Source organism: Sphingobium psychrophilum, assembly GCF_012927105.1.
GTDB classification, from domain to species: Bacteria; Pseudomonadota; Alphaproteobacteria; order Sphingomonadales; family Sphingomonadaceae; genus Sphingobium; species Sphingobium psychrophilum.
Window position 1 is genome coordinate 37,603 of sequence record NZ_JABBFV010000012.1, and the last position, 22,174, is coordinate 59,776.

Annotated in this window: 22 protein-coding genes; 15 read left to right on the plus strand and 7 right to left on the minus strand. The window is 63.6% G+C overall.

What is annotated here, in order from left to right; genetic code table 11:
* Positions 1 to 180 precede the first annotated feature (180 nt).
* The 5 genes from lepB to HHL08_RS16115 all read left to right on the plus strand — a co-directional run bounded on the left by lepB (position 181) and on the right by HHL08_RS16115 (position 3,768).
* Positions 181 to 1,005, plus strand: coding sequence for a signal peptidase I (gene lepB, locus HHL08_RS16095; RefSeq protein ID WP_169574086.1), 825 nt, complete (start codon positions 181 to 183; stop codon positions 1,003 to 1,005).
* Positions 1,002 to 1,685: a ribonuclease III gene (gene rnc / locus HHL08_RS16100; RefSeq protein WP_169574087.1), complete on the plus strand. Its 684-nt coding sequence runs from the start codon at positions 1,002 to 1,004 to the stop codon at positions 1,683 to 1,685. Before lepB ends, rnc begins: the two co-directional genes overlap by 4 nt.
* 70 nt (positions 1,686 to 1,755) lie before the next feature.
* On the plus strand, positions 1,756 to 2,043 hold the full coding sequence (locus HHL08_RS16105; protein WP_169574088.1) for a GIY-YIG nuclease family protein: 288 nt from the start codon (positions 1,756 to 1,758) through the stop codon (positions 2,041 to 2,043).
* A gap of 36 nt (positions 2,044 to 2,079) precedes the next feature.
* Entirely contained in the window at positions 2,080 to 2,994 is a 915-nt protein-coding gene (era, locus tag HHL08_RS16110; RefSeq protein WP_169574089.1) for a GTPase Era, read from the plus strand.
* A gap of 57 nt (positions 2,995 to 3,051) precedes the next feature.
* Positions 3,052 to 3,768, plus strand: a complete 717-nt coding sequence (locus HHL08_RS16115) for a GGDEF domain-containing protein (protein ID WP_169574090.1) — start codon at positions 3,052 to 3,054, stop codon at positions 3,766 to 3,768.
* A gap of 2 nt (positions 3,769 to 3,770) precedes the next feature.
* Here the strand turns inward: HHL08_RS16115 and topA are convergent, their stop codons facing one another.
* Entirely contained in the window at positions 3,771 to 6,371 is a 2,601-nt protein-coding gene (gene topA, locus HHL08_RS16120) for a type I DNA topoisomerase (RefSeq protein ID WP_169574091.1), read from the minus strand.
* Positions 6,372 to 6,649: 278 nt separating this feature from the next.
* Here topA and HHL08_RS16125 point away from each other — a divergent pair, with 278 nt between their 5' ends.
* A complete protein-coding gene (locus HHL08_RS16125; protein ID WP_169574092.1) occupies positions 6,650 to 7,105 on the plus strand; it encodes a PA2169 family four-helix-bundle protein in 456 nt (151 codons plus the stop codon).
* A gap of 48 nt (positions 7,106 to 7,153) precedes the next feature.
* Here the strand turns inward: HHL08_RS16125 and dprA are convergent, their stop codons facing one another.
* Positions 7,154 to 8,236 (minus strand): DNA-processing protein DprA, encoded by a 1,083-nt coding sequence (gene dprA, locus HHL08_RS16130; RefSeq protein WP_169574093.1) that lies wholly within the window; start codon positions 8,234 to 8,236, stop codon positions 7,154 to 7,156.
* Positions 8,236 to 8,844 (minus strand): glycerol-3-phosphate 1-O-acyltransferase PlsY, encoded by a 609-nt coding sequence (gene plsY / locus HHL08_RS16135; protein ID WP_169574094.1) that lies wholly within the window; start codon positions 8,842 to 8,844, stop codon positions 8,236 to 8,238. The genes dprA and plsY overlap by 1 nt, the downstream gene beginning before the upstream one ends.
* Positions 8,845 to 8,949: 105 nt before the next feature.
* Here plsY and HHL08_RS16140 point away from each other — a divergent pair, with 105 nt between their 5' ends.
* The 3 genes from HHL08_RS16140 (at position 8,950) to hemA (ending at position 11,755) form a co-directional block, all read left to right on the plus strand.
* Complete coding sequence (locus HHL08_RS16140) at positions 8,950 to 9,549, plus strand: nucleotidyltransferase family protein (protein WP_169574095.1); 600 nt, start codon at positions 8,950 to 8,952, stop codon at positions 9,547 to 9,549.
* The gene (gene murI / locus HHL08_RS16145) at positions 9,546 to 10,349 is read left to right on the plus strand and encodes a glutamate racemase (RefSeq protein WP_169574096.1); all 804 of its coding nucleotides are present in this window, start codon (positions 9,546 to 9,548) and stop codon (positions 10,347 to 10,349) included. Before HHL08_RS16140 ends, murI begins: the two co-directional genes overlap by 4 nt.
* 179 nt (positions 10,350 to 10,528) lie before the next feature.
* Complete coding sequence (gene hemA, locus HHL08_RS16150) at positions 10,529 to 11,755, plus strand: 5-aminolevulinate synthase (RefSeq protein WP_169574097.1); 1,227 nt, start codon at positions 10,529 to 10,531, stop codon at positions 11,753 to 11,755.
* A gap of 14 nt (positions 11,756 to 11,769) precedes the next feature.
* On the opposite strand, the gene HHL08_RS16155 is transcribed toward hemA, so the two are convergent.
* The 3 genes from HHL08_RS16155 to HHL08_RS16165 all read right to left on the minus strand — a co-directional run bounded on the left by HHL08_RS16155 (position 11,770) and on the right by HHL08_RS16165 (position 14,195).
* Complete coding sequence (locus HHL08_RS16155; RefSeq protein ID WP_206377920.1) at positions 11,770 to 12,129, minus strand: response regulator; 360 nt, start codon at positions 12,127 to 12,129, stop codon at positions 11,770 to 11,772.
* Positions 12,130 to 12,306: 177 nt separating this feature from the next.
* Positions 12,307 to 12,930 carry a class I SAM-dependent methyltransferase gene (locus HHL08_RS16160; RefSeq protein ID WP_169574158.1) on the minus strand — a complete coding sequence of 208 codons (624 nt, stop codon included), beginning with the start codon at positions 12,928 to 12,930 and terminating at the stop codon, positions 12,307 to 12,309.
* 32 nt (positions 12,931 to 12,962) lie between these two features.
* Positions 12,963 to 14,195 carry a DUF3419 family protein gene (locus HHL08_RS16165; RefSeq protein WP_169574098.1) on the minus strand — a complete coding sequence of 411 codons (1,233 nt, stop codon included), beginning with the start codon at positions 14,193 to 14,195 and terminating at the stop codon, positions 12,963 to 12,965.
* A 144-nt stretch (positions 14,196 to 14,339) separates the two neighbouring features.
* On the opposite strand from HHL08_RS16165, the gene HHL08_RS16170 reads away from it, so the two are divergent.
* The 3 genes from HHL08_RS16170 to HHL08_RS16180 all read left to right on the plus strand — a co-directional run bounded on the left by HHL08_RS16170 (position 14,340) and on the right by HHL08_RS16180 (position 17,408).
* Positions 14,340 to 15,332 (plus strand): ligase-associated DNA damage response exonuclease, encoded by a 993-nt coding sequence (locus HHL08_RS16170; protein ID WP_169574099.1) that lies wholly within the window; start codon positions 14,340 to 14,342, stop codon positions 15,330 to 15,332.
* Between the two features lie 101 nt (positions 15,333 to 15,433).
* Positions 15,434 to 17,032, plus strand: coding sequence for a cisplatin damage response ATP-dependent DNA ligase (locus tag HHL08_RS16175; protein ID WP_169574100.1), 1,599 nt, complete (start codon positions 15,434 to 15,436; stop codon positions 17,030 to 17,032).
* A gap of 28 nt (positions 17,033 to 17,060) precedes the next feature.
* Positions 17,061 to 17,408 (plus strand): GFA family protein, encoded by a 348-nt coding sequence (locus tag HHL08_RS16180; RefSeq protein WP_169574101.1) that lies wholly within the window; start codon positions 17,061 to 17,063, stop codon positions 17,406 to 17,408.
* A gap of 89 nt (positions 17,409 to 17,497) precedes the next feature.
* Here HHL08_RS16180 and HHL08_RS16185 read toward each other — a convergent pair whose 3' ends face one another.
* Positions 17,498 to 18,061, minus strand: a complete 564-nt coding sequence (locus tag HHL08_RS16185; protein WP_206377921.1) for a fasciclin domain-containing protein — start codon at positions 18,059 to 18,061, stop codon at positions 17,498 to 17,500.
* A 204-nt stretch (positions 18,062 to 18,265) separates the two neighbouring features.
* On the opposite strand from HHL08_RS16185, the gene HHL08_RS16190 reads away from it, so the two are divergent.
* The 3 genes from HHL08_RS16190 to HHL08_RS16200 all read left to right on the plus strand — a co-directional run bounded on the left by HHL08_RS16190 (position 18,266) and on the right by HHL08_RS16200 (position 22,098).
* Positions 18,266 to 19,483, plus strand: coding sequence for a saccharopine dehydrogenase family protein (locus HHL08_RS16190; RefSeq protein WP_169574102.1), 1,218 nt, complete (start codon positions 18,266 to 18,268; stop codon positions 19,481 to 19,483).
* A gap of 102 nt (positions 19,484 to 19,585) precedes the next feature.
* On the plus strand, positions 19,586 to 20,758 hold the full coding sequence (locus HHL08_RS16195) for a carboxynorspermidine decarboxylase (protein ID WP_169574103.1): 1,173 nt from the start codon (positions 19,586 to 19,588) through the stop codon (positions 20,756 to 20,758).
* Between the two features lie 149 nt (positions 20,759 to 20,907).
* Positions 20,908 to 22,098 (plus strand): type III PLP-dependent enzyme, encoded by a 1,191-nt coding sequence (locus HHL08_RS16200; protein ID WP_169574104.1) that lies wholly within the window; start codon positions 20,908 to 20,910, stop codon positions 22,096 to 22,098.
* Positions 22,099 to 22,174: the final 76 nt, after the last annotated feature.

A 22,174-nucleotide genomic window follows, 5' to 3' on the forward strand; every position in this document is an offset into this window, starting at 1 on the left:
GCATGGATATATCCCTCATGACGTTGGTCGATATCGACGCTGCACCGGTCGATTCCCGTTATGTCTAGCGCAAAGCCGCGTGCTTTGCATCGCTAAGGACTGCTTGACGCGCTATGGTTCACGCTTCAAAAGCCGCAACGGCCGCTTTCTCGGCCTCTCCAAGGGATCAGACGACACTCCATGACTGCCAAATCGGAAACGCGGGACTTTCTCTGGTTTCTCGCCAAGCTCGGGCTGTTTGTCTTCATCCTGCGCAGCTTCATCATATCGCCGTTCAATATTCCCTCGGAATCGATGCAGCCGCGGCTGCTGATCGGCGACTATCTGCTCGTCGCCAAATGGCCCTATGGCTATTCGCGCTATTCGCTGCCCTTCTCGATTCCCTTGATTCCCGGCCGCATCCTGGCGTCCACGCCCCAGCGCGGCGACGTCGCGGTGTTCAAGGCCCCGCCAAATCAGAAGAACGACTATATCAAGCGCGTCATCGGCCTGCCCGGCGACATGATCGGCGTGCGTGGCGGGACGGTCTATCTGAACGGTCAGGCGATCCCCAAGCAGAAGGTCGCCGATCTCGTCATTCCGGTGACGCCGAATATGGAGGACGCCGCCGCCAGGGAAGGTGCCGCGTCCCCCTGTTACCGCCCCGATTTCGAGGAAGCCGCGGCCGGCGGCGGCAAACAGTGCCGCTACCCCCAGTTCCGCGAAACCCTGCCCGGCGGCAAAAGCTACAACGTGCTCGACCTGCTGCCCGATGGCGCGGCGGACGATCGTGACACCGTACTGGTGCCGCAGGGCCATCTCTTCATGATGGGCGACAATCGCGATCGCAGCGCCGACAGCCGCTTCCCCGCGGTCGAAGGGGGCGGCATCGGCCTCGTTCCTGAAGAAAATCTGGTGGGCAAGGCGATGATCTCCGTCTTCTCGACCGACGGCAGCGCCAACTGGATACTGCCCTGGACCTGGTTCACCGCCGCGCGCTGGAGCCGTATCGGGGAAGGCTTTTGAAAGCTGCGTCTCCCCGGCCCGACACGGCTGGCTGGCTGAAAGATCTGATCGGCCGCGCGCCGAAAAATCCGGCGCGATTCGAACAGGCGCTGACCCATGGCAGCGCCAAGGCGCTGAACTATGAGCGGCTGGAATTTCTGGGCGACCGTATCCTGGGCCTGCTGATCTCGGAATGGCTGTTCGACCGTTTCACCGATGAACCCGAAGGCAAGCTGTCCCGCCGCTTCAACGCGCTGGTGTCGGGCGAAACCTGCGCCGAAGTCGCTCGCATCGCTGGTGTTCCCACCCATATGGTGCTGGGCAAGCAGGCCCGCGACGATGGCGCCGCCGACAGCGACAATGTGCTGGGCGACGTGATGGAGGCACTGATCGGTGCCCTCTATCTGGAAGGCGGACTGGAAGAGGCGCGCACCCTCGTCCGCCGCCTCTGGGGCAATCGGGTCGATACCCAGACCAGCGCCCCGCGCCATCCCAAATCCTATCTTCAGGAATGGGCCGCCGCCAACAAGCGCAAGCCGCCCGAATATGTCCTGACCGACCGCTCCGGCCCGCACCACGCGCTCCGCTTCACCGTCACCGTCGCAATCAAGGGCGCGGGCGAAGCATCCGCCACCGGCGCCTCCAAACAGGAAGCTGAAACGGCCGCCGCCAAGGCGCTGCTGGAGAAACTGACGGGTTGACGACGCGCCAATCTTTCTCCCCGTTCGCCCTGAGCCTGTCGAAGGGCCTTCCCTCTTTTTCGGCCCGCATATGACATTCTGGACCTACATGCTGCATTGCGCAGACCGCAGCTTCTACGTCGGTCATACCGATAATCTGGAAGTCAGGATTGGCCAACACGAAGTCGGACAAATCCCAGGCTACACGCAAACACGCAGTCCTCTAAAACTGGTCTGGTCGCAGGCCTTCTCCAGCCGTATAGAGGCGCTTGAAGCCGAACGACAGATAAAGGGATGGAGCCGCGCGAAAAAGCTGGCCCTCATCCGTGATGACTGGACGTTGATCTCATCCTTGGCGCGATCAAAGACAGAAAAGTGAAGCCCTTCGACAGGCTCAGGGCGAACGGAGTTTAATTTGGAAAGTTCGGAAATTCAGTCATCCCAGCGCTGTGGCGTCATCGCCGTCGTCGGCGCGCCCAATGCGGGCAAGTCCACGCTGGTCAACGCGCTCGTGGGGCAGAAGGTGGCGATCACCAGTCCCAAGGCGCAAACCACGCGCACCCGCGTCATGGGTGTCGCGATCGAGGGCGATGCGCAGATCGTGCTGGTCGATACCCCCGGCATCTTCGCGCCGAAGCGGCGGCTGGACCGCGCGATGGTGCAGGCCGCCTGGGGCGGCGCACAGGGCGCGGACCTGATCGCGATGGTGGTCGATGGCAAGGCGGGGCGCGGCCCCAAGCTGGAACCGATCATCGAAGCGCTCAAGCATCGCACCGAACGCAAATGGCTGATCCTCAACAAGGTCGACATCGCGATCAAGGAAAAGCTGCTGACCCATACCCAGGTGCTGAACGACACGTTGGGTTTCGACGAAATCTTCTTCGTGTCCGCCGCGACCGGCGATGGCCTGCCCGAACTCAAGGCCGCTTTCGCCAAAGCGATGCCGGAAGGGCCATGGCATTTCCCAGAAGACCAGGTGTCGGACGCCACCGACCGTATGCTGGCCGCGGAAATCACGCGCGAGCAACTCTATCACCAGCTCCACGCCGAACTCCCCTACGCCACCGCGGTCGATACCGAACAATATAAGGAACGCGACGACGGGTCGGTGGAAATCCACCAACAGATCCTGGTCGGTCGCCCGACGCAACGCGCCATCGTACTGGGCAAGGGCGGGCAGCGCCTGAAGGAAATCGGGTCGAAGGCGCGCGCCGAACTCGCCACCCTGTTGGGCGTCAAGGTCCACCTCTACCTCCACGTCAAGGTGAAGGAAAATTGGGAGGACGACCGCAGCATCTATCGCGACATCGGCCTCGACTGGGTGGAATGAATGTTCACGACATAGGGTCAATCCATCCTTTACCTTATGTCGTTACGTCCCCGTTCCATGGGACCGAAACAGAAAATCGCTTTTGCCGTGGGCGTCTCCGTCATGGGGACGATCCTCATCATGGCGATCGTATCGACCATCCCCGGCATGTTCATCCCACTGCGCTATTTCAGTGTCGGCATTTTCTGTTCGGCCAGCATTTCCACCCCGGTCTGCGTCCTGCTGGTGCGGCAAGGTGAAGAAAACCGGCTGCTCCGCCACGAATTGGAACGGCGTGTGGAGGAACTAGCCTATCTGGCCGATCGGGACGGGTTGACCGGCCTGCTTAGCCGGAACGCCTTTTTCGACCGCGCTGGCCGGGTTCATGCGCGGCCGGGCAACTGGTATCTGCTGATCGACATCGACCATTTCAAACGCTTCAACGACGATCATGGTCATCAGACGGGCGACGCCGTCCTGCATGCGGTGGGATCGGCCATCGCGCAGGCGCTGGGACCGGCCGACCTGAGCGGACGACTGGGTGGCGAGGAATTTGCCGTCTGCCTGACCGATTGCGCCGCCGACCTGGCGACCCGCCGCGCCGAACATGTCCGCGCGTCGATCCAGGCGTTGCGGGTACGTGCGGCGTCCGGCCATATCGTGCGCGTGACCGCCAGCATCGGCCTGAGCGCGAGCGATCCGATACGGCCAATAGAGGCCAGCCTGCACCGCGCCGACCTCGCCATGTATGCCGCCAAGACCGGCGGCCGCAACCAGGTACGGCGCGCCGCCTGACCTTATTCCGCCGCAGTCGCCTTCTTCGCCGGAGCAGCTTTCTTCGCAGAAGCCTTCTTGGCGGCCGGCTTTTTTACGGTTTCCCCGTCCTTCTTGGCAGCGGGCTTCTTGGCCGCAGCCTTTTTCGGCGCCGCCTTCTTGCCCTTCTTCGCCGGTGCCGCCGCGGCACGCGCGTCGATCAGTTGCGCGGCTTCCTCCAGCGTCAGTTGGTCCTTGTCCACCGTCTTGGGCAGGGTAGCATTGGTCGTGCCGTCGGTGACGTAAGCGCCGTAGCGACCCTCCATCAGCTTGATCTCCAGTTCCGTGCGCGGATGCGCGCCCAGCACCTTCAACGGCTCCCGCCCGGCGCTGCGCGGACCACGGTTGGCCGCTTCCGCCAGCTTCACGACGGCGCTGTTCATCCCGACCTCGAAAATCTCCGACGTCGATGACAGCCGCCCATATTTGCCGTCATGCAGCAGATAGGGACCGAAGCGCCCGATATTCGCCACGATCGGCAAGCCGGTTTCGGGATGCAGCCCCACCTCGCGCGGCAGGCTCAGCAGCTTCACGCCCCAATCCAGCGTCAATTCGCCATCGGGCAGATCCTTGGGGATCGACCCGCGCTTGGCCTCCTTGCCCTCGCCCATTTCGATATAGGGGCCAAAACGGCCGGATTTCTTGACGATATCCTGCCCAGTCTCGGGATGCTGGCCCAGCACTTCCGGCCCGGTATCTTCGCCATCCTTGCCGCCCGGCTGGCCGAACTTGCGCGTATATTTGCACTCCGGGTAATTGGAGCAGGCGATGAACGCGCCAAAGCGCCCGCCCCGCAGCGAAAGCTGCCCATCGGCACACAGCGGGCAGGCGCGCGGGTTGCTGCCGTCCGCCTTGGGCGGGAACAGCATGGGTTCGAGGAACTTGTCCAGCTCCGCGGTGATATCCGACGGCTTCTGCTCCATGATCTCGGCGGTCTTGGGCTTGAAATCCTTCCAGAAGGCTTCCAGCACTTCCTGCCACTGGGCGCGGCCGCCGGAGACATCGTCCAGCTGGTCCTCAAGCCCTGCCGTGAAATCATAGGACACATAGCGTTCGAAGAAGCGCTCCAGAAAGGCCGTGACCAGCCGCCCGCTTTCCTCGGCGAAGAAGCGGTTCTTCTCGATCCGCACATAGTCGCGGTCCTTGAGCACCTGCAAGGTCGAGGCATAGGTGGACGGACGCCCGATCCCCAGTTCCTCCAACCGCTTGACCAGCGATGCTTCGGAATAGCGCGGCGGCGGCTGGGTGAAATGCTGGTCCGCCGTCACCTTCTTCTTGGCCGGCGTATCGCCCTCGCTCATCCGCGGCAACAGCTTGCTGTCGTCATCGTCGCTGTCGTCGCGCCCTTCCTCATACAACGCCAGGAAGCCGGGGAAGATCACCACCTGTCCCGTCGCGCGCAGCGTATGCGTGCCGGTGGCGTCGTTCATGTCGATGGTCGTGCGTTCCAGCCGCGCCGACGCCATCTGGCTGGCCAGCGCCCGCTTGAACACCAGGTCGTAAAGCCGCGCGTGATCGCCGCTGCCCACCTTGTCGCGCGAAAAATCGGTCGGACGGATGGCTTCATGCGCTTCTTGCGCATTCTTCGCCTTGGTCTGGTAGATGCGCGGCTTGTCCGGCACATAGCCGCCATCATAGCGCTGCGCGATCGCGGCGCGAGCAGCGGAGATGGCGCTATGGTCCATCTGCACGCCATCGGTCCGCATATAGGTGATCGCGCCATCTTCATAGAGTTGCTGTGCGATCCGCATCGTATGGCTGGCAGAAAAGCCGAGCTTCCGCGCGGCCTCCTGCTGGATGGTCGATGTCGTGAAGGGCGGCGGCGGGTTGCGGGTGAGCGGCTTTGTCTCGACCTTCTCCACCGTAAAGCGCCCGGCTTCGACATCGGCCTTGGCCGCCATCGCGTCGCCCTCGCGACCGATCGTCAGCCGCTCGATCTTTTCACCCTTCCAGCGGACGAGGCGCGCGGTAAAGGCGGTGCCGTCCTGCTCCATATCGGCGGCGACCGACCAATATTCCTGCGCGGTAAAGCTTTCGATCTCCCGCTCGCGCTCCACCACCAGGCGCAGCGCGACCGATTGCACCCGCCCAGCCGACTTGGCACCGGGCAGCTTGCGCCACAGCACTGGCGATAAAGTGAAGCCCACCAGATAGTCTAGCGCGCGGCGCGCGCGGTAGGCGTCGATCAGATCCTCGTCCAGCGCGCGCGGCTTGGCCATCGCCTCCAGCACCGCCGCCTTGGTGATCGCGTTGAACGTCACCCGGTCTACGACCGGAGGCAATGCCTTCTTGGCGCGCAGCACCTCCTGCACATGCCAGCTGATCGCTTCCCCTTCGCGATCAGGGTCAGTCGCCAGGATCAGGCGCGTCGCCTTCTTGGACGCGTCGGCAATGGCCTTGAGCTGCTTGCCCTTGTCGCCATAATTTTCCCAGGACATCGCAAAGCCGTCGTCCGGGTCCACCGACCCGTCCTTGGCGGGCAGGTCGCGAATATGGCCATAACTGGCGAGGACATGGAAATCGCCGCCCAGATATTTCTCGATGGTCTTCGCCTTGGCCGGCGATTCTACGATGACAAGCTGCATTTAGGCCCCGGAAATAAGTCTCTCACGTATACGCGCGAGTGTGGAAGGCGATGACGGCAAGCGTCAAGCGGGCTGTGCGTAAGGGAGAAGGCGCGCTAACGCCAGTATCTTGTCGATCCGTCCCGGTTGCAGCACCACCCGACCGCGGACCGTCCACTATCCCACTGATGCAAATCAAGTCGGTCGCAAACCGTGCGACTTTTATCGCGGCATTGGGTTCTAGCCCCATCGCCGGAACGCCCCGACCGGCGACATCCCTTATCTAGACAGGAATGACGATGTCCGATTCCAACAGCCATGATATTTCCACACTCAACGGCCTGATCGCCACCACGCTCGACAGCGCGGACGGCTATACCGAAGCGGCGAAGGACAGCGACCATGGTCGCTTCACCGCGCTTTTCACCAGCCGCGCGGCCGAGCGCCGCCAGGTCGTCACCCGTCTCCAGCAGGAAGTACGCACCCTTGGCGGCAACCCGGAAGATGACGGCACCATCCTGGCCGGTGCCCACCGCCTGTTCTTGAACCTGAAGGCGACGCTGACCGGAAAGGATGACAAGGCCATCATTAATGAGGTCGAGGCCGGCGAGGATCATATCAAAGCGAAATATGAAGATGCCATCGCCGACCGTGAATTGTCCCAGGCGGTCCGCGCCGTGATCGAACAGAGCTATGTCTCGGTGAAGCAGGGCCATGACGAGATGCGTGACCTCAAGCACAGCATGCAGCATTAATCGCAGCGGATCGGGCGGCGGGGGCGACAATGCCTTCGCCGCCATTATTCAGCGCAGGCTGACCCGTCCCCCTGCCTGCCGCTCCAGCCCGCCCGCCAGTTCCAGTTCCAGCAGCACCGTCTGAACCACCGCAGGTGACAGGCCCGACAGGCGGATCAGTTCGTCGATCGGCACCGACACCGGCCCCAGCAGCCCGATCACCGCCGCCCGCTCCTGCGCCGCGACATCGCTCGACACCGGCGCGCCGATGAAATCGAAGCTGCCCTGCCGCACCATGCGCGGATCGATGCTGCCCACCGCCTCCAGCACGTCGGCGGCATTCTGGATCAGGATCGCGCCCTCGCGGATCAACTGATTGCAGCCCTGCGCCCGTGGATCGAGCGGCGATCCCGGCACCGCCATCACCTCGCGCCCCGCCTCGCCGGCCAACCGCGCGGTAATCAGCGACCCCGACTTGGGCGCCGCCTCCACCACCACTGTTCCCAGCGCGAGTCCCGCGATGATCCGGTTGCGCGCCGGGAAATGCCGCGCCAGCGGCTGGACGCCGGGCGGATGCTCCGTGACCAGCAGACCGCGCTCCGCCACCTGTGCCTGCAAATCCCGGTTCTCCGGCGGAAAGGCGATGTCGATCCCGCTGGCGATGACGCCGATCGTCCCGCTCTCGATCGATCCGCGATGCGCCTCGGTATCGATGCCGCGCGCCAGCCCCGACACCACCACCGCGCCCCGCTGCCCCAGATCCTGCGCCAATGTGCGTGCAAAGCGGCACGCGGCGGCCGACGCATTGCGCGCGCCGACCATCGCGATGCACTGGCGGCTCGCTAATGCCGTATCGCCGCGCAGGATCAAGGCTGGCGGCGCACCGTCAAACTGGTCGAGCAGCACAGGATAATCGGGATCGCCCATCAGCAGATAGCGCGCGCCCAGCGCCCGGCTCTGCGCAATCTCTTTCTCCACCGCGCCGGCATCGGCCACGCTCGCCTTACCGCCGCCCCGCGCCGCAAGATCGGGAATGGCGCGCAATGCCTCTGCCGCCGTCCCGAACCGCGCGAGCAATTGCCGATAGCTGACCGGACCAATCCGGGGGGAGCGGATGAGCCGCAGCCGGTCGAACCGCTCCCGCTCGCGCATCAGGCGGAAATGCCTTTGGACCCGCCAATCTTGGGTTCGTCACCCTTGGCGAGCCGGGCGATATTCGCCCGATGCCGCCACAGCACGATCAGCGCCAGCGCAAGGGCGACCGGCACCAGGTCGATCCGCCCGAACACCCACATGGCAACCGGCGCACTGACCGCCGCCGCCATCCCGCCGACCGACGACCATTTCGTCCCGAACAGCGCCGCCAGCCAAACCGCCGCGAACATGCACCCCGCTGGCCAGAACATCGCCGTCACCACGCCCATCATCGTCGCCACGCCCTTGCCCCCGGCAAAGCGCAGCCAGACCGGATAGCAATGGCCGATAAACGCCATCGCCCCAGCCATCGGCCCGCCGCCATCAACCAGCGCCGCGCCGATCAGCACCGCCGCCGCGCCCTTGAGCAGGTCGAGCAGCAACGTCGCCGCCGCCAGCCCCTTGCGCCCGGTGCGCAGCACATTGGTCGCGCCGATATTGCCTGACCCGATCTGCCGCAGGTCGCCCGCGCCGGTAAAGCGAGTCAGCAGCAGGCCAAAGGGGATGGAGCCGAGCAGATAGCCCAGAACCAGGACGAATGTGGGAAGCAGCCAGGGAGGTGTCATGAAAATCGCCGATAAATGGTGCGCGCGACCATAGCGTGACAGCCGCGCGGAGCAATCCACAACATATGGGTTGCCCCTTCAATTCCATGCTAAACGTCGCAACCCATGCAATATGAATCGGACCTTGTCGCTATCCTTGCAAGCGATGCCGTGCGGATGAAGGCGCTGGCGGATGTGAGGGCGATGGCGCTGGCGGACGGATGGATCGGCGCAGGTTTTGTTCGCGATGCCGTTTGGGACCAATTGCATGGACGCGGCTCGCTTCGTCCGGCAGGCGACGTCGATATATTGTGGTTCGACCCTGCCCAATCGGGAGCCGCAATCGACAGGAGCCTGGAAATTGAACTGAAGCAACGATGCTCCACGCTCGTCTGGTCAGTCAAGAATCAGTCGCGCATGAACGTGCGAAATGGTGATGCTGCTTATAATTGCGTTGCGGATGCTATGCGACATTGGCCTGAAACAGCGACGGCCGTTGCCGTGCGGCTTTCAGAAAAGGGCGATCTGGAAATCAACGCGCCTTATGGACTGGATGACCTGTTTGATTTTTGTCTGGTGCCAACGCCTTATTTCCTCACATCGAAACATCATATTTTCCAGCAACGCTTCCTGCAAAAACAATGGCTGAAACGCTATCCCCAACTTACGCTGCCGGCCCCGCGCATGTTGACACGTCCGCCGCCTGCCGCGACACAGCGGCTATGACGGTCGCACCTGACGCTCCCATCCTGTTCTTCGATTCAGGCGTCGGGGGCCTTTCCATCCTCGCCCCGGCGCGCGCTGCGCTCCCCACCGCGCCGATCGTCTATGCCGCCGACAGCGCGGGCTTCCCCTATGGCACCAAGAGCGAGGCGGAAATCGCCGCACGCGTGCCCGCCCTGCTCGGACGCCTCGTCGAACGCTACCGTCCGCGTCTCGCCGTCATCGCCTGCAACACCGCCTCCACCATTGCGCTCCAGCATGTCCGCGCCGCGCTCGACATACCCGTCGTCGGCACGGTTCCGGCGATCAAGCCCGCCGCGCTCCTATCCAAAAGCCGCGTCTTCGGCGTCCTTGGCACCGACGCCACAGTGCGCCAGCCCTATGTCGACCGGCTCGCCGCCGCACATGGCGCCGATTGCACCGTGCTGCGCTATGGCTCGGCCGCTTTGGTGCAACTGGCCGAAGCCAAGCTGCGCGGCGAGGCGCTCGATCCCGACGTGGCGCGGGATGCGCTGGCGGGCCTGCTCGACCAGCCCGGCGGCGACCAAATGGACATGGTGGTCCTGGCCTGCACCCATTTCCCGCTGGTGGAGGCGGAACTCGCCGCCGCCGCCCCGCACCCCATGGGCTTCGTCCATGGCGGCGAGGGCATCGCGCGGCGGATCGCATTCCTTACCCAGGGGCAAAAATGGCCCACGACAGCCGCGCCAGGTATCGCGGTGTTCACCCGGATCGACGCAAATGTAGACGCGCTACGCCCCGCTCTGGCGGGTTATGGCCTCGATCGGCTGGACGCTCTTTAATGAAGGGGTAGGCCATTTGTCCAATGGCCGATCTGTGTGATCGATATATTGAGGCACCTATCTGCCTACATTGCGAGCGGTTATCGCTGGTAATGGCGGGGCTGGGTGGTTAAACGCTGCATCGGGCAGAGGAAGGCGCAGCGGCACAACCAGCGCGCGGGCAAACGGGAAGAAGCGTAGTGAACTACAAACACATCTTTTCGCAGGCGATCGACCGGCTTCATGAAGAAGGCCGCTACCGCGTGTTCATCGACATCCTGCGCAATCGCGGGTCTTATCCCAATGCCCGCTGTTTCCACGGCCATAACGGCCCCAAGCCGATCACCGTCTGGTGTTCCAACGACTATCTCGCCATGGGCCAGCATCCCAAGGTCGTCGCCGCGATGGAAGAGGCGCTGCATGATGTCGGCGCCGGCTCCGGCGGCACCCGCAATATCGGCGGCAACACCCATTATCATATCGATCTTGAAGGCGAACTGGCCGATCTGCATGGCAAGGAAGCCGCGCTGCTGTTCACGTCAGGCTATGTCTCGAACGAAGCGACGCTCTCCACCCTCGCCAAGCTGCTGCCCGGCTGCATCATCTTCTCCGACGAACTGAACCATGCCAGCATGATCGCTGGCATCCGCAATTCGGGCTGCGAAAAGCGCGTCTTCCGCCACAATGACGTCGACCATCTGCGCGAGCTGCTGGCCGCCGAAGACCCCGAAGCGCCCAAACTGATCGCGTTCGAAAGCGTCTATTCGATGGACGGCGACGTTGCTCCTATCGCGGCGATCTGCGACCTAGCCGACGAATTTAATGCGCTCACCTATCTGGACGAAGTCCATGCCGTCGGCATGTATGGCGCGCGCGGCGGCGGCATTTCAGAACGCGATGACGTCGCGGACCGCCTCACCATCATCGAAGGGACGCTGGGCAAGGCGTTCGGCGTCATGGGCGGCTATATCGCGGCCGACCAGATGATCGTCGATGTGATCCGCAGCTATGCGCCCGGCTTCATCTTCACCACCTCGCTTTCGCCCGTATTGGTCGCGGGCGTCCTGGCCAGCGTGCGCCACCTCAAGGCATCGAGCGAAGAGCGTGAGGGCCAGCAGGCATCCGCCGCTTTGCTCAAGCACCTGATGGCGGAGGCCGGCCTGCCGGTCATGCCGTCGGTCACGCACATCGTCCCGCTGATGGTCGGCGACCCGGTCAAGGCCAAGCGGATCAGCGATATTTTGCTCGCCGAATATGGCGCCTATGTGCAGCCGATCAACTATCCCACCGTGCCCCGCGGCACGGAGCGGCTGCGCTTCACGCCCGGCCCGGCCCATGACGAAGCGATGATGCGCGCACTGGTGTTGGCGCTGGCGGAGATCTGGGATCGGCTGGAACTGGAAAAGATCGCGCGCCAAGCCGCTTGAATTGCGGCGGGGCGTCACCCTGCATCGGCATCGATGATCGCCATCAGCCGATCGAGCGGCTGGCCCGGCTTCATTTCCAGCGGCGCATTGGGCGCGCGCGCCGCCAAGGCGCACGGGAGGCCAGTGCCACTGTAGATCACGAACGGCACGCCGCGATCGAGCAATTGCAGTGCAACCGGGGTAATATCCCGATCCAGCAGGTTGGCGTCCATTACTGCGCCGGCAACCTTGTTGTCCGCCAGGATGGCCAGCGCGTCGGCGACGCTGGCGAATGGCCCCAGCACGATGCCGCCCAACGCCTCGACATCCTCGGCCATCAGCATCGCAATGATCGGCTCGTCCTCGACGATCAGAATCGACAGTCCAGTGAGCATGCGCGCGCCTCAGTAGAGCGGGAGCGCCTGTGTCTCTCAGTCGATGATGCTCGGAACGGGCCAACGATGAGGAGATAACGACATTAATTCAGGTTAGTTGCAAAATCAGGCCGATCTACCTCCCCCATCCGTCGCATAGTAGTCGCCTCGGCTTGTTCGAAGTGGAGGTGAAGCTGGTCATACCCGCATCACGCCAACGCGCAGGGCATAGCCGCGATAGAGCGACCGGCAACTGGGCAATCCGCCGACCGCCTCCGCCGTCCGCTGCACCGCGGGGGCCAGGTCGGCCCGCGGCGACACATGAAATTGCGCCAGCCAGCCGAACAGGGCGCGCTTCCACAGCATCGGCAACTCGTCCTGCTGCCCGAAATCCACGATCTCCAGCCTGCCGCCCGGCGCGACGCATCGCGCGGCCTGACGCAACGCCGCCTCCCAATCGGGGATCATCGACAGCGCATAGCTGATGAACACCCGGTCGAACCCCGACCGCCCGAACAGCGCTTGCGGATCGAAGGCGCAGGCGTCCCCCTGCGCCAGCGTCACGCGATCCGCCAGCCCGGCCTTCGCCACCCCGGCGCGCGCCGTCTCCAGCATCGCTGCGCTGATATCGACGCCATAGAGGCGCGTGCCCGGCCACGCCCTGCCCACCGCGATCAGATTGCGCCCGGTGCCGCAGCCAATCTCCAGCACCGCCCCGCCCGGCGGCGGATCGAGATCGGCGATCAGCCCGTCGCGCCCCAGCAGATAATATTTGCGGGTCAGGTCGTAGATATGCCGCTGATAGCGATAGACCCCGTCCATCAGCCCGCCATGGTCGTTCGCCTTTTGCGCTGTCACTGGGCCGACTTCAGCACATAGAGATGAACGCCACCATAGATCGCCGACCGGTCGCGCCTGCTATAGTCGCGCGACGCCTCGGCCCGATAGTCCCAGCGATCCAGCACATCGCTGGCCACCCGCCCCGGCAATAGGCTGGGTTCGCCGGCAGTGCGGAACAGCACGCGCGCGCCGGGCTTGGCCGTCCGTGTGATCTGACCCCAAAGCGCGTTCAACTGCGCATCGTCCATCCAGTCCTGCGCATCCAGCAGGATATAGCGGTCGCACGACGCCGTCGGCTGGCTGGCGAGGAAATCGGTGAAGTTGATATGCAGCACATCCACGCGGCTCGCCCGCACCCGCACCGCGTCATGGTTCGCCGCCTGCAAATAGGGCGGCAACGGCCCCTCACCGCCAGCATAGCCACGCCCAAAAGCCTGCACCGCGAAATAATTATCCTTCAGGTCGAAATCGCAGGCCAGCTTCTCCAGCCGCGTCTTGAGCACGCTATCCATCCGCGCGTCACCGGCCAGCGCCTCGAACTGGGCGGGCGGGATGCCCAGGCCGAACAGCGACGCCGGCTGGCTGGTCAGCCAGCGCACGAAACCCTTGTCGAAGATCGGCGCCAGCTCCCGCTCAAAAATCTCGCGCTGCTCCTCGCGGCTGCGCGCATCCAGCATCCGCTTGGGATTGACGCCATGCAGCCGCGCCAGCAGATGCGCCGCACCGATGAAGCGGCCAAGCAGCCCATGCTTATAAATGCCGCGCGCGAACCCGCCGATCCGCCGCCGCCCGATCAGATCGCGTCCCTCCCAATAACGCCGCGTCGCCTCGTCCAGCTGCGGCGCCACGACATCGCGATAGGCGGCGATATTGGCCTTGTTGTCCGCCTGAGCGAAGAAGCGGTGGAAGGCCGCATGGTCCGGCAGGCTCTGCGCAGCCATCAGCTTCAACCGGTTGAGCGCGATGTGCGCGGTATTGAGGTCGACCGCGGTGATCTTCGCCGGATCGGCCGTCAGATAGCTCAGCACATTACAGCCGCCCGACGCGATCGTCACGACATGGCTGTCGGGCGTGATCGCCAGCGCCTCCATATCCACCGCCGGATCTTCCCAGATCTGGGCATAGACCAGCCCCCGAAAGGCGAAGGTGAAAGCGCGCTCCAACAGTCCCTGTTTCGACAGATGCCGGTGGCGATGCACGGCGTTGGTGATTTTCTGGTGACCAGTCTGGTCCGCTGTCGCTGCCATGGTGCGCACTCCTGCTGCCGGGTCGTTCCGGCGCGCTTAGGGCAATGGCATGTCGCGCGCATGACGGCCGGGTTACGCCATGATGACGGTCTTTAGGGAAGCCGCCTTGCGGAACCGCAACGCCCTCTCCCATCTTTTGCATTCATGGCCCATTGGATCGAACCCCACCCGACCGGCATCTATGTCCGTCCCGCCGATGCCTGGATCGATCCGTCGCTGCCGCAGGAACGGGCACTGGTGACCCATGGCCATGCCGATCATGCCCGCGGCGGCCATGGCCATGTCTGGGCAACCCGCGAAACACTGGCGATCATGGGGCTGCGCTACGGCACCGCCAGCGGCACCGCGGTCGGCTATGGCGAAGAAGTGCGCATGGGCGGCGTCACCATCCGCTACGTCCCCGCCGGTCATGTGCTCGGATCGGCGCAGATCGTGCTGGAACATGCCGGCGAGCGAGTGGTGGTGACGGGCGATTACAAGCGCCGCCCCGACCCGACCTGCAAGCCCTTCGAGCCTGTCCCCTGCGACATATTCGTGACCGAAGCGACCTTTGGCCTGCCCGTCTTCCGCCACCCCGACACTGGCAGCGAGATGGACCGCCTGCTCGCCGCGCTCCACGCCAACCCGGACCGCTGCGTGCTGGTCGGTGCCTATGCGCTGGGCAAGGCGCAGCGCGTCATTTGCGAACTGCGTGCGCGCGGCCATCATGACCCCATCTACATCCATGGCGCGATGGAGCGGATGTGCGCCCTCTATGAAGAGTTCGGCGTCGCCATGGGCGAACTGCGCCCGGCGACCGGCGTCGCGGCGAAGGACATGCGCGGCCACATCATCGTCTCGCCCCCCTCCGCGCTCAACGACCGCTGGAGCCGCCGCCTGCCCGATCCGATCACCGCCATGGCGTCGGGCTGGATGCGTGTGCGCCAGCGCGCGCGGCAGAAGAATGTCGAACTGCCGCTGGTCATTTCCGACCATGCCGATTGGGACGAACTGACCGACACGATACGCGAAGTCGCGCCGACCGAAACCTGGATCACCCATGGGCGCGAGGAAGCCCTGCTCCACTGGTGCATGACCCACCAGATCCGCGCGCGGGCGCTTGCCATGGTGGGACGCGAAGATGAGGATGAAGGGTGATGGATAAACGCACAGCATCCGTTCGTTTCGAGCGCAGTCGAGAAACGCTGGAGCAGCCCTATCCGCTTCTCGACTGCGGTCGAAGCGAACGGAGATAGGTCATGCGCGCTTTCTCCCAACTCCTCGACGGCCTCGTCTATACCCGCTCGCGCAACGCGAAGCTGAACCTGATCGCCGCCTATATGCGCGACGCGCCGGCCGCGGATCGCGGCTGGGCGCTCGCCGCGCTCACCGGCAATCTGGACCTCAAAGCCGTGAAATCCTCCGCCATCGGCGAAATGATCCGCGCCCGCACCGACCCCGTCCTCTATGAAATGAGCCGCGACTATGTCGGCGACCTTGCCGAAACCGTCGCCCTGCTCTGGCCCAAGCGGGACGAGCAACCCGCCGAACTGGACGACGGCTCGCTCAGCCTGTCCGCCGTGATCGACCGCCTGCTTGGGCTGAGCCGCGCCGCCGCGCCCGACGCGCTCGCGCAGATGATGGATCATCTCGATTCCTCCGGCCGCTTCGCCCTGCTCAAACTCGCCACCGGCGGACTGCGCGTCGGCATTTCCGCCCGCCTCGCGAAAACTGGCTTCGCCCAAGGCTTCGGCCTCGACGTCGATGATGTCGAACAGGTCTGGCACGCCCTCGCCCCGCCCTATGCCGAACTGTTCGACTGGGCCGAAGGCCGCACCGGCCGCCCGGACCCCGAAGGCACGCCCTATTTCCGCCCCTTCATGCTCGCTCATCCGCTGGAGGCCGACAGCGTCGACTTGGCTGACTATGCCGCCGAATGGAAATGGGACGGCATCCGCATCCAGATCGTCGGCACCGGCAGCGAAACGCGCCTCTACAGCCGCGCGGGCGACGATATCTCCGGCAGCTTCCCCGAAATCGCCGCCGCCTTCGCCGGCCATGCGGTTCTCGACGGCGAATTGCTGGTGAAGGGCGAGGTGCAGGGCGCCGCCGAACATGGCGGCGCCGCAGCCAGCTTCAACGCCCTACAACAACGCCTGGGCCGCAAGGCGGTCAGCGCCAGGATGATGGAAGAATATCCCGCCTTCGTCCGCCTGTACGACCTGCTGATCGAAGGCGACACCGACCTGCGCGCATTGCCCTGGACCGATCGCCGCGCCCGGCTGGAAGCCTTCATGCCTGGCCTCGATCCCGACCGCTTCGACCTGTCCGCCATCATCGACGCCCCCGATTTCGAATCCTTGGCCGACATCCGCGCCGGCGCGCGCGACGCCGCGATCGAGGGTGTCATGCTCAAACGCCGCGACAGTCCCTATGTCGCCGGGCGCAAGGCCGCACTCTGGTATAAATGGAAACGCGATCCGCTGACCGCCGATTGCGTGATGATGTACGCGCAACGCGGCCACGGCAAACGCTCATCCTTCTATTCGGATTACACGTTCGGCTGCTGGACGGATGACGGCGAACTGCATCCGGTGGGCAAGGCCTATAGCGGCTTCACCGACGAAGAACTGAAATGGCTGGATCGCTTCGTTCGCCAGAACACCGTCGCCCGCTTCGGCCCGGTCCGCGAGGTAGAAAAGACGCTAGTGCTGGAAGTCGCCTTCGACTCCATCCACGTCAGCAAGCGCCACAAATCCGCCCTTGCCATGCGCTTCCCCCGCATCGCCCGGATCAGAAAAGATAAGCCCGCGCAGGAAGCGGACACAGTGGAAGGGTTGAAGAAACTGGTGAGTTAGGGCAGCTTGGACCAAAAGGAGAACGATCATGTCCTATACCGGAAGCTGCCATTGCGGTGCCGTCACTTTCACCGTCGCGGCGGACGCGCCGACCGAAGCCATGACCTGCAACTGCTCCCACTGCAGCCGCAAGGGGATGGTCCTGACCTTCGTCTCCGCCGACCAGTTCAATCTGGAAAGCGGCGCGGACCAACTGACCGACTATCTCTTCTACAAACACGCCATCACGCATCAATTCTGCAAAACATGCGGCACGGAAGCCTTTGCGCTCGGCAAGTCACCGCAGGGCGATATGCGCGCGATCAACCTGCGCTGCGTGCCGTCGATCGACATCGACATGCTAACCATCAATCAAGTCGATGGTGCCAGCTTTTGAGCGCAAAACAAACGGGCCGACGGCCAGGGGTGCAGCCGTCGGCCCGTCGGCCGTCACAACATGACCACGAGGTCAGGGGACAACTGGGGTCAGGGCATCAACACCGTGTCGATGACGTGAATGACGCCGTTGGACTGGTTAACGTCGGCGATCGTAACCTTCGATTTGCCGCCCTTGGCGTCCTGCAAATACACCGACGATCCTTCGACCCAGGCGGTCAGCGGCTCGCCCTGAACGGTCGTCAGCGTCGCCTTCCCGCCAGCGGCCTTCGCCTGAGCCACCAGATCAGCGGCGCTCAGCTTGCCGGCCACCACATGATAGGTCAGGATTTTCGTCAGCGTGTCCTTGTTCTCAGGCTTCACCAGCGTTTCGACCGTGCCGGCAGGCAGCTTGGCGAAGGCCGCATTCGTCGGCGCGAACACGGTGAACGGGCCAGCGCTCTTCAACGTATCGACAAGACCCGCGGCCTTGACCGCTGCGACCAGCGTGGTGTGGTCCTTGGAATTGACCGCATTGTCGACGATATCCTTCGTCGGATACATCGCCGCGCCGCCGACCATCGGGTTTTTGGCCATCTGTGCATTGGCAATTGCGCCGCCGCTGGCGGTCAACAAAACGCTGGCGATCGCGATCGTCATGGGGGTGAATTTCATCGGAGCATCCTTCTACCATCTTGGCATCCCAAGAGTGTCGGGATGCGCGGCAGATACGTCCGAGCACGGCCAATGGATGCATGCATGACCTAAAGGGTACAGGGGAAGCCGGCACGATCCTACTGCGTCTTTGCTCTGTCACGCGACGTCCCTATATGGGCGCTTTCGCGCGTCCGGCGCGACCATAAGGATGGAGCAGTTGAATTGAGCAAGGTTCTGGTCATCGGCGCAGGCGGCGTCGGGTCTGTCGCGGTTCACAAGATGGCCCAAGTCAGCCTTACGAATCCTGATATTTTCAGCCATATCACCCTCGCCAGCCGCCGCCTCGTAAGTTGCCAGAAGGTCGCCGAATCGGTCAAGGCGCTGACTGGCGCGACCATCGACGTGGCGCAGGTCGATGCCGACAATGTCGCGGAAACGATCGCGCTGATCGAAAAGGTCCAGCCAAAGCTGGTCGTCAACCTCGCCCTGCCCTATCAGGATCTGGCGATCATGGACGCCTGCCTTGCGACCAGGACCGACTATCTCGACACCGCCAATTACGAACCGCGCGACACGCCCAAGTTCGAATATAGCTGGCAATGGGCCTACCAGGAGCGTTTCAAGGAAGCCGGCATCATGGCGCTGCTGGGGTCGGGCTTCGATCCCGGCGTCACCAGCGTCTTTGCCAGCTACATCAAGAAGCATCTGCTCGACACCATCGACACGCTCGACATTCTCGACTGCAATGGCGGCGACCATGGCCAGCATTTCGCCACCAACTTCAACCCGGAAATCAACATCCGCGAAGTGACCGCGCCGTCACGCCACTGGGCGAATGGCGAGTGGGTCGAAGGGCCGGCATTGAGCCACAAGCAGAGCTTCGATTTCGACCAGGTCGGCCCAAAGAACATGTACCTCATGTATCATGAGGAATTGGAAAGCCTCGCCAAATTCTATCCCGAAATCAAGCGTATCCGCTTCTGGATGACCTTCGGCGACGCCTATCTCAAGCATCTCGAAGTCCTCCAGAATGTCGGCATGACCCGGATCGACCCGGTCATCTATAATGGCCAGGAAATCATCCCGCTCCAGTTCCTCAAGGCCGTGCTGCCCGAACCGTCCAGCCTGGGCTCCACGACCAAGGGGAAGACCAACATCGGCGACATCGCCACCGGCCGGAAGGATGGTCAGGAAAAGACCGTCTATGTCTATCAAATCTGCGATCATGAGGAAGCCTATGCCGAAACCGGCAACCAGGCGGTCAGCTACACCACCGGCGTCCCCGCCATGATCGGCGCCGCGCTGATGCTGACGGGTGCGTGGAAAGGGGAAGGCGTGTTCAACATCGAACAGTTCGATCCCGATCCCTTCATGGACATGCTCAACAAGCATGGCCTGCCCTGGCAGGTGAAGGAACTGGACGCGCCGCTGAATTTCTGACGACTTTAGTCGTCACCCCAGCGAAGGCTGGGGTCTCGTGCGGCGTCGCCGTGCCCTCTCGCCTGAGACCCCAGCCTTCGCTGGGGTGACGGAGCTATTGTTATGGAAACCCGTGCCGGCGATCCCGCCGCCTTCGCCCGCTTCGACCTCTACCGCGTCCCCTCGCCCGCCTTCGTGGTGGACGAGGCCGCGGTGCGGCGGAACCTTGCCGTCCTGCGCGACATTGGAGACCGCGCCGGTATCAAGGTGCTGGGCGCGCTCAAGGCCTTCTCCATGTGGTCGCTCGGCCCCGTGCTCGGCGAATATCTGGACGGCGTCTGCGCATCGGGCATCTATGAAGCCCGCCTCGGCCGCGAGGAATATCAGGGCGAGGTCGCGACCTATTGCGCCGCCTACAAGCCCGATGACCTGGCCGAAATCCTCAAGATTTCCGACCATGTCATCTTCAACAGCCCCGGCCAGATCGCGCGGCTGAAGCCCGTCATCGACGCCGCTCGCGCCGATGGCCACATCTTCGACATCGGCCTGCGCCTTAACCCCCTCCACCCGGAGGGCGAGGTGCCCAAATATGACCCGTCGCAGCCGCACAGCCGCCTCGGCTTCCCCGTGAACCAATTGCGCCCAGAACATCTGGAGGGCGTCGACGGCCTCCACATCCATAATCTCTGCGAACAGGATCTACCCCCGCTGGAGCGCACCTGGGCGGCGATCGAACCCCATGTCATGCCCCATGTCGCGGGCCTGAAATGGCTGAATTTCGGCGGCGGCCACCATGTCACGCGCGCTGATTACCAAATCGACGATCTCATCGCCTTCCTCCAGCGGATCAAGGCGCAGACTGGCCTTACCCTCTACATCGAACCGGGTGAGGCGATGGCGCTCGATGCGGGTATCCTCATCGGCGAAATCCTCGACGTGATCGACAATGGCATGCCCGTCGCCATCACCGACATCAGCGCCACCTGCCACATGCCTGACGTGATCGAGGCGCCCTACCGCCCCGCCATGCTGCATGAGCCGGAGGAAGGCCCGCTCACCCGTCTCGGCGGCCCCTCCTGCCTCGCGGGCGACATTATCGGCGACTATCGAATCCCCGGCGGCGCGGAACCGGGCACCCGCATCGCCTTTCTCGACCAGGCCCATTATTCGATGGTGAAGACCAACACCTTCAACGGCGTCCCCCTGCCGGCCATCTGGCTGTGGCACTCGGAAACGGACGAACTCAGGGAAATCCGGTCCTTTTCCTACAGTGATTTCAAGGCTCGCCTCTCCTGACGCACGTTTCGTAGCGGGCGGCGCAACAAAATTTTCACATGCGCTTTACAGGGGGGACCCCTCCGCATATAGCGGCCGTCCGCTGCCCCATGGGACTTCCACCGCAAGGCAGCTTCTTCGCCCATGAACGACACTGGAGGTCCCTTGAATTGCACAAGCATCCTAGCGCGCTGGGGGTAGCAACCGCCCTCAAACCGGCAGCACCGGTAACGCTGATTCGTCCCGAAGCCGCTGCTCGGGCCGCCCGATTCTTCGTCGAGAAGTTTCCGGGCCGCTCGCTCTATGCGGTCAAGGCGAACCCCTCGCCCGATTTGCTTCGGACGTTGTGGGACGGCGGGATCACGCATTATGACGTGGCCTCCATTGCCGAGGTCCGCCTTGTTGCGGAAACGCTGCCGGACGCCAAACTGTGCTTCATGCATCCCGTGAAGGCCGAAGAAGCGATCTTCGAGGCCTATCACAGCCATGGCGTGCGCACTTTCTCGCTCGACACGATCGACGAGCTGGAAAAGATCATGCGCGCTTGCCGCGACGCCACCGATCTGGAGCTGTGCGTGCGTCTGCGCGTGTCGTCCGAACATTCGGAACTCAGCCTTGCGTCCAAATTCGGCGCAGAACTGGGCGAAACCCGCGAACTGCTGATGGCCACCCGCCAGGCGGCTGATGCACTGGGCATCTGCTTCCATGTCGGCAGCCAGGCGATGAGCCCCCGCGCCTATAGCGACGCAATTGAGCGCGTTCGCGCGGCGATCGTCGATGCGGCGGTCACTGTCGACATCATCGATGTCGGCGGCGGCTTCCCGTCCATCTATCCGGGCATGGAGCCGGTCGCGCTCGAAAATTATTTCGAAGCGATCCATCGCGGTTTTGAGAGCCTGCCTGTCAGCTATTCGTCGGAACTGTGGTGCGAACCCGGCCGCGCGCTGTCGGCGGAATATAGCTCGATCATCGTGCGGGTGGAGCGCCGTCGCGGCACTGAACTCTACATCACCGACGGCGCTTATGGCGCGCTGTTCGATGCGGCGCATATTGGCTGGCGCTTCCCCGTCGCCCTGTTGCGGGAAGACGAGAGCGAGGAGGAATTGACCGCCTTCTCCTTCTACGGTCCCACCTGCGACGACATGGACCATATGGTCGGCCCATTCATGCTCCCGGCGGACATCGGCGTGGGCGACTATATCGAAATCGGGATGCTCGGCGCCTATGGCGCGGCGATGCGGACCGGCTTCAACGGCTTCACCTCGGAAGCGACGATCGAAGTGGCGGATGAGCCGATGGCCAGCCTCTATACCGAAGTCATGCCCGTGCGCCGTCGCTCGAATGTCATCAAGCTGGGCTAAACCGAATCCGGTTCCCCGGAGAGGATGCCTGTTCCCGGCCGACCATAAGCCGGGACACAAAAAACTGAAAATCCCT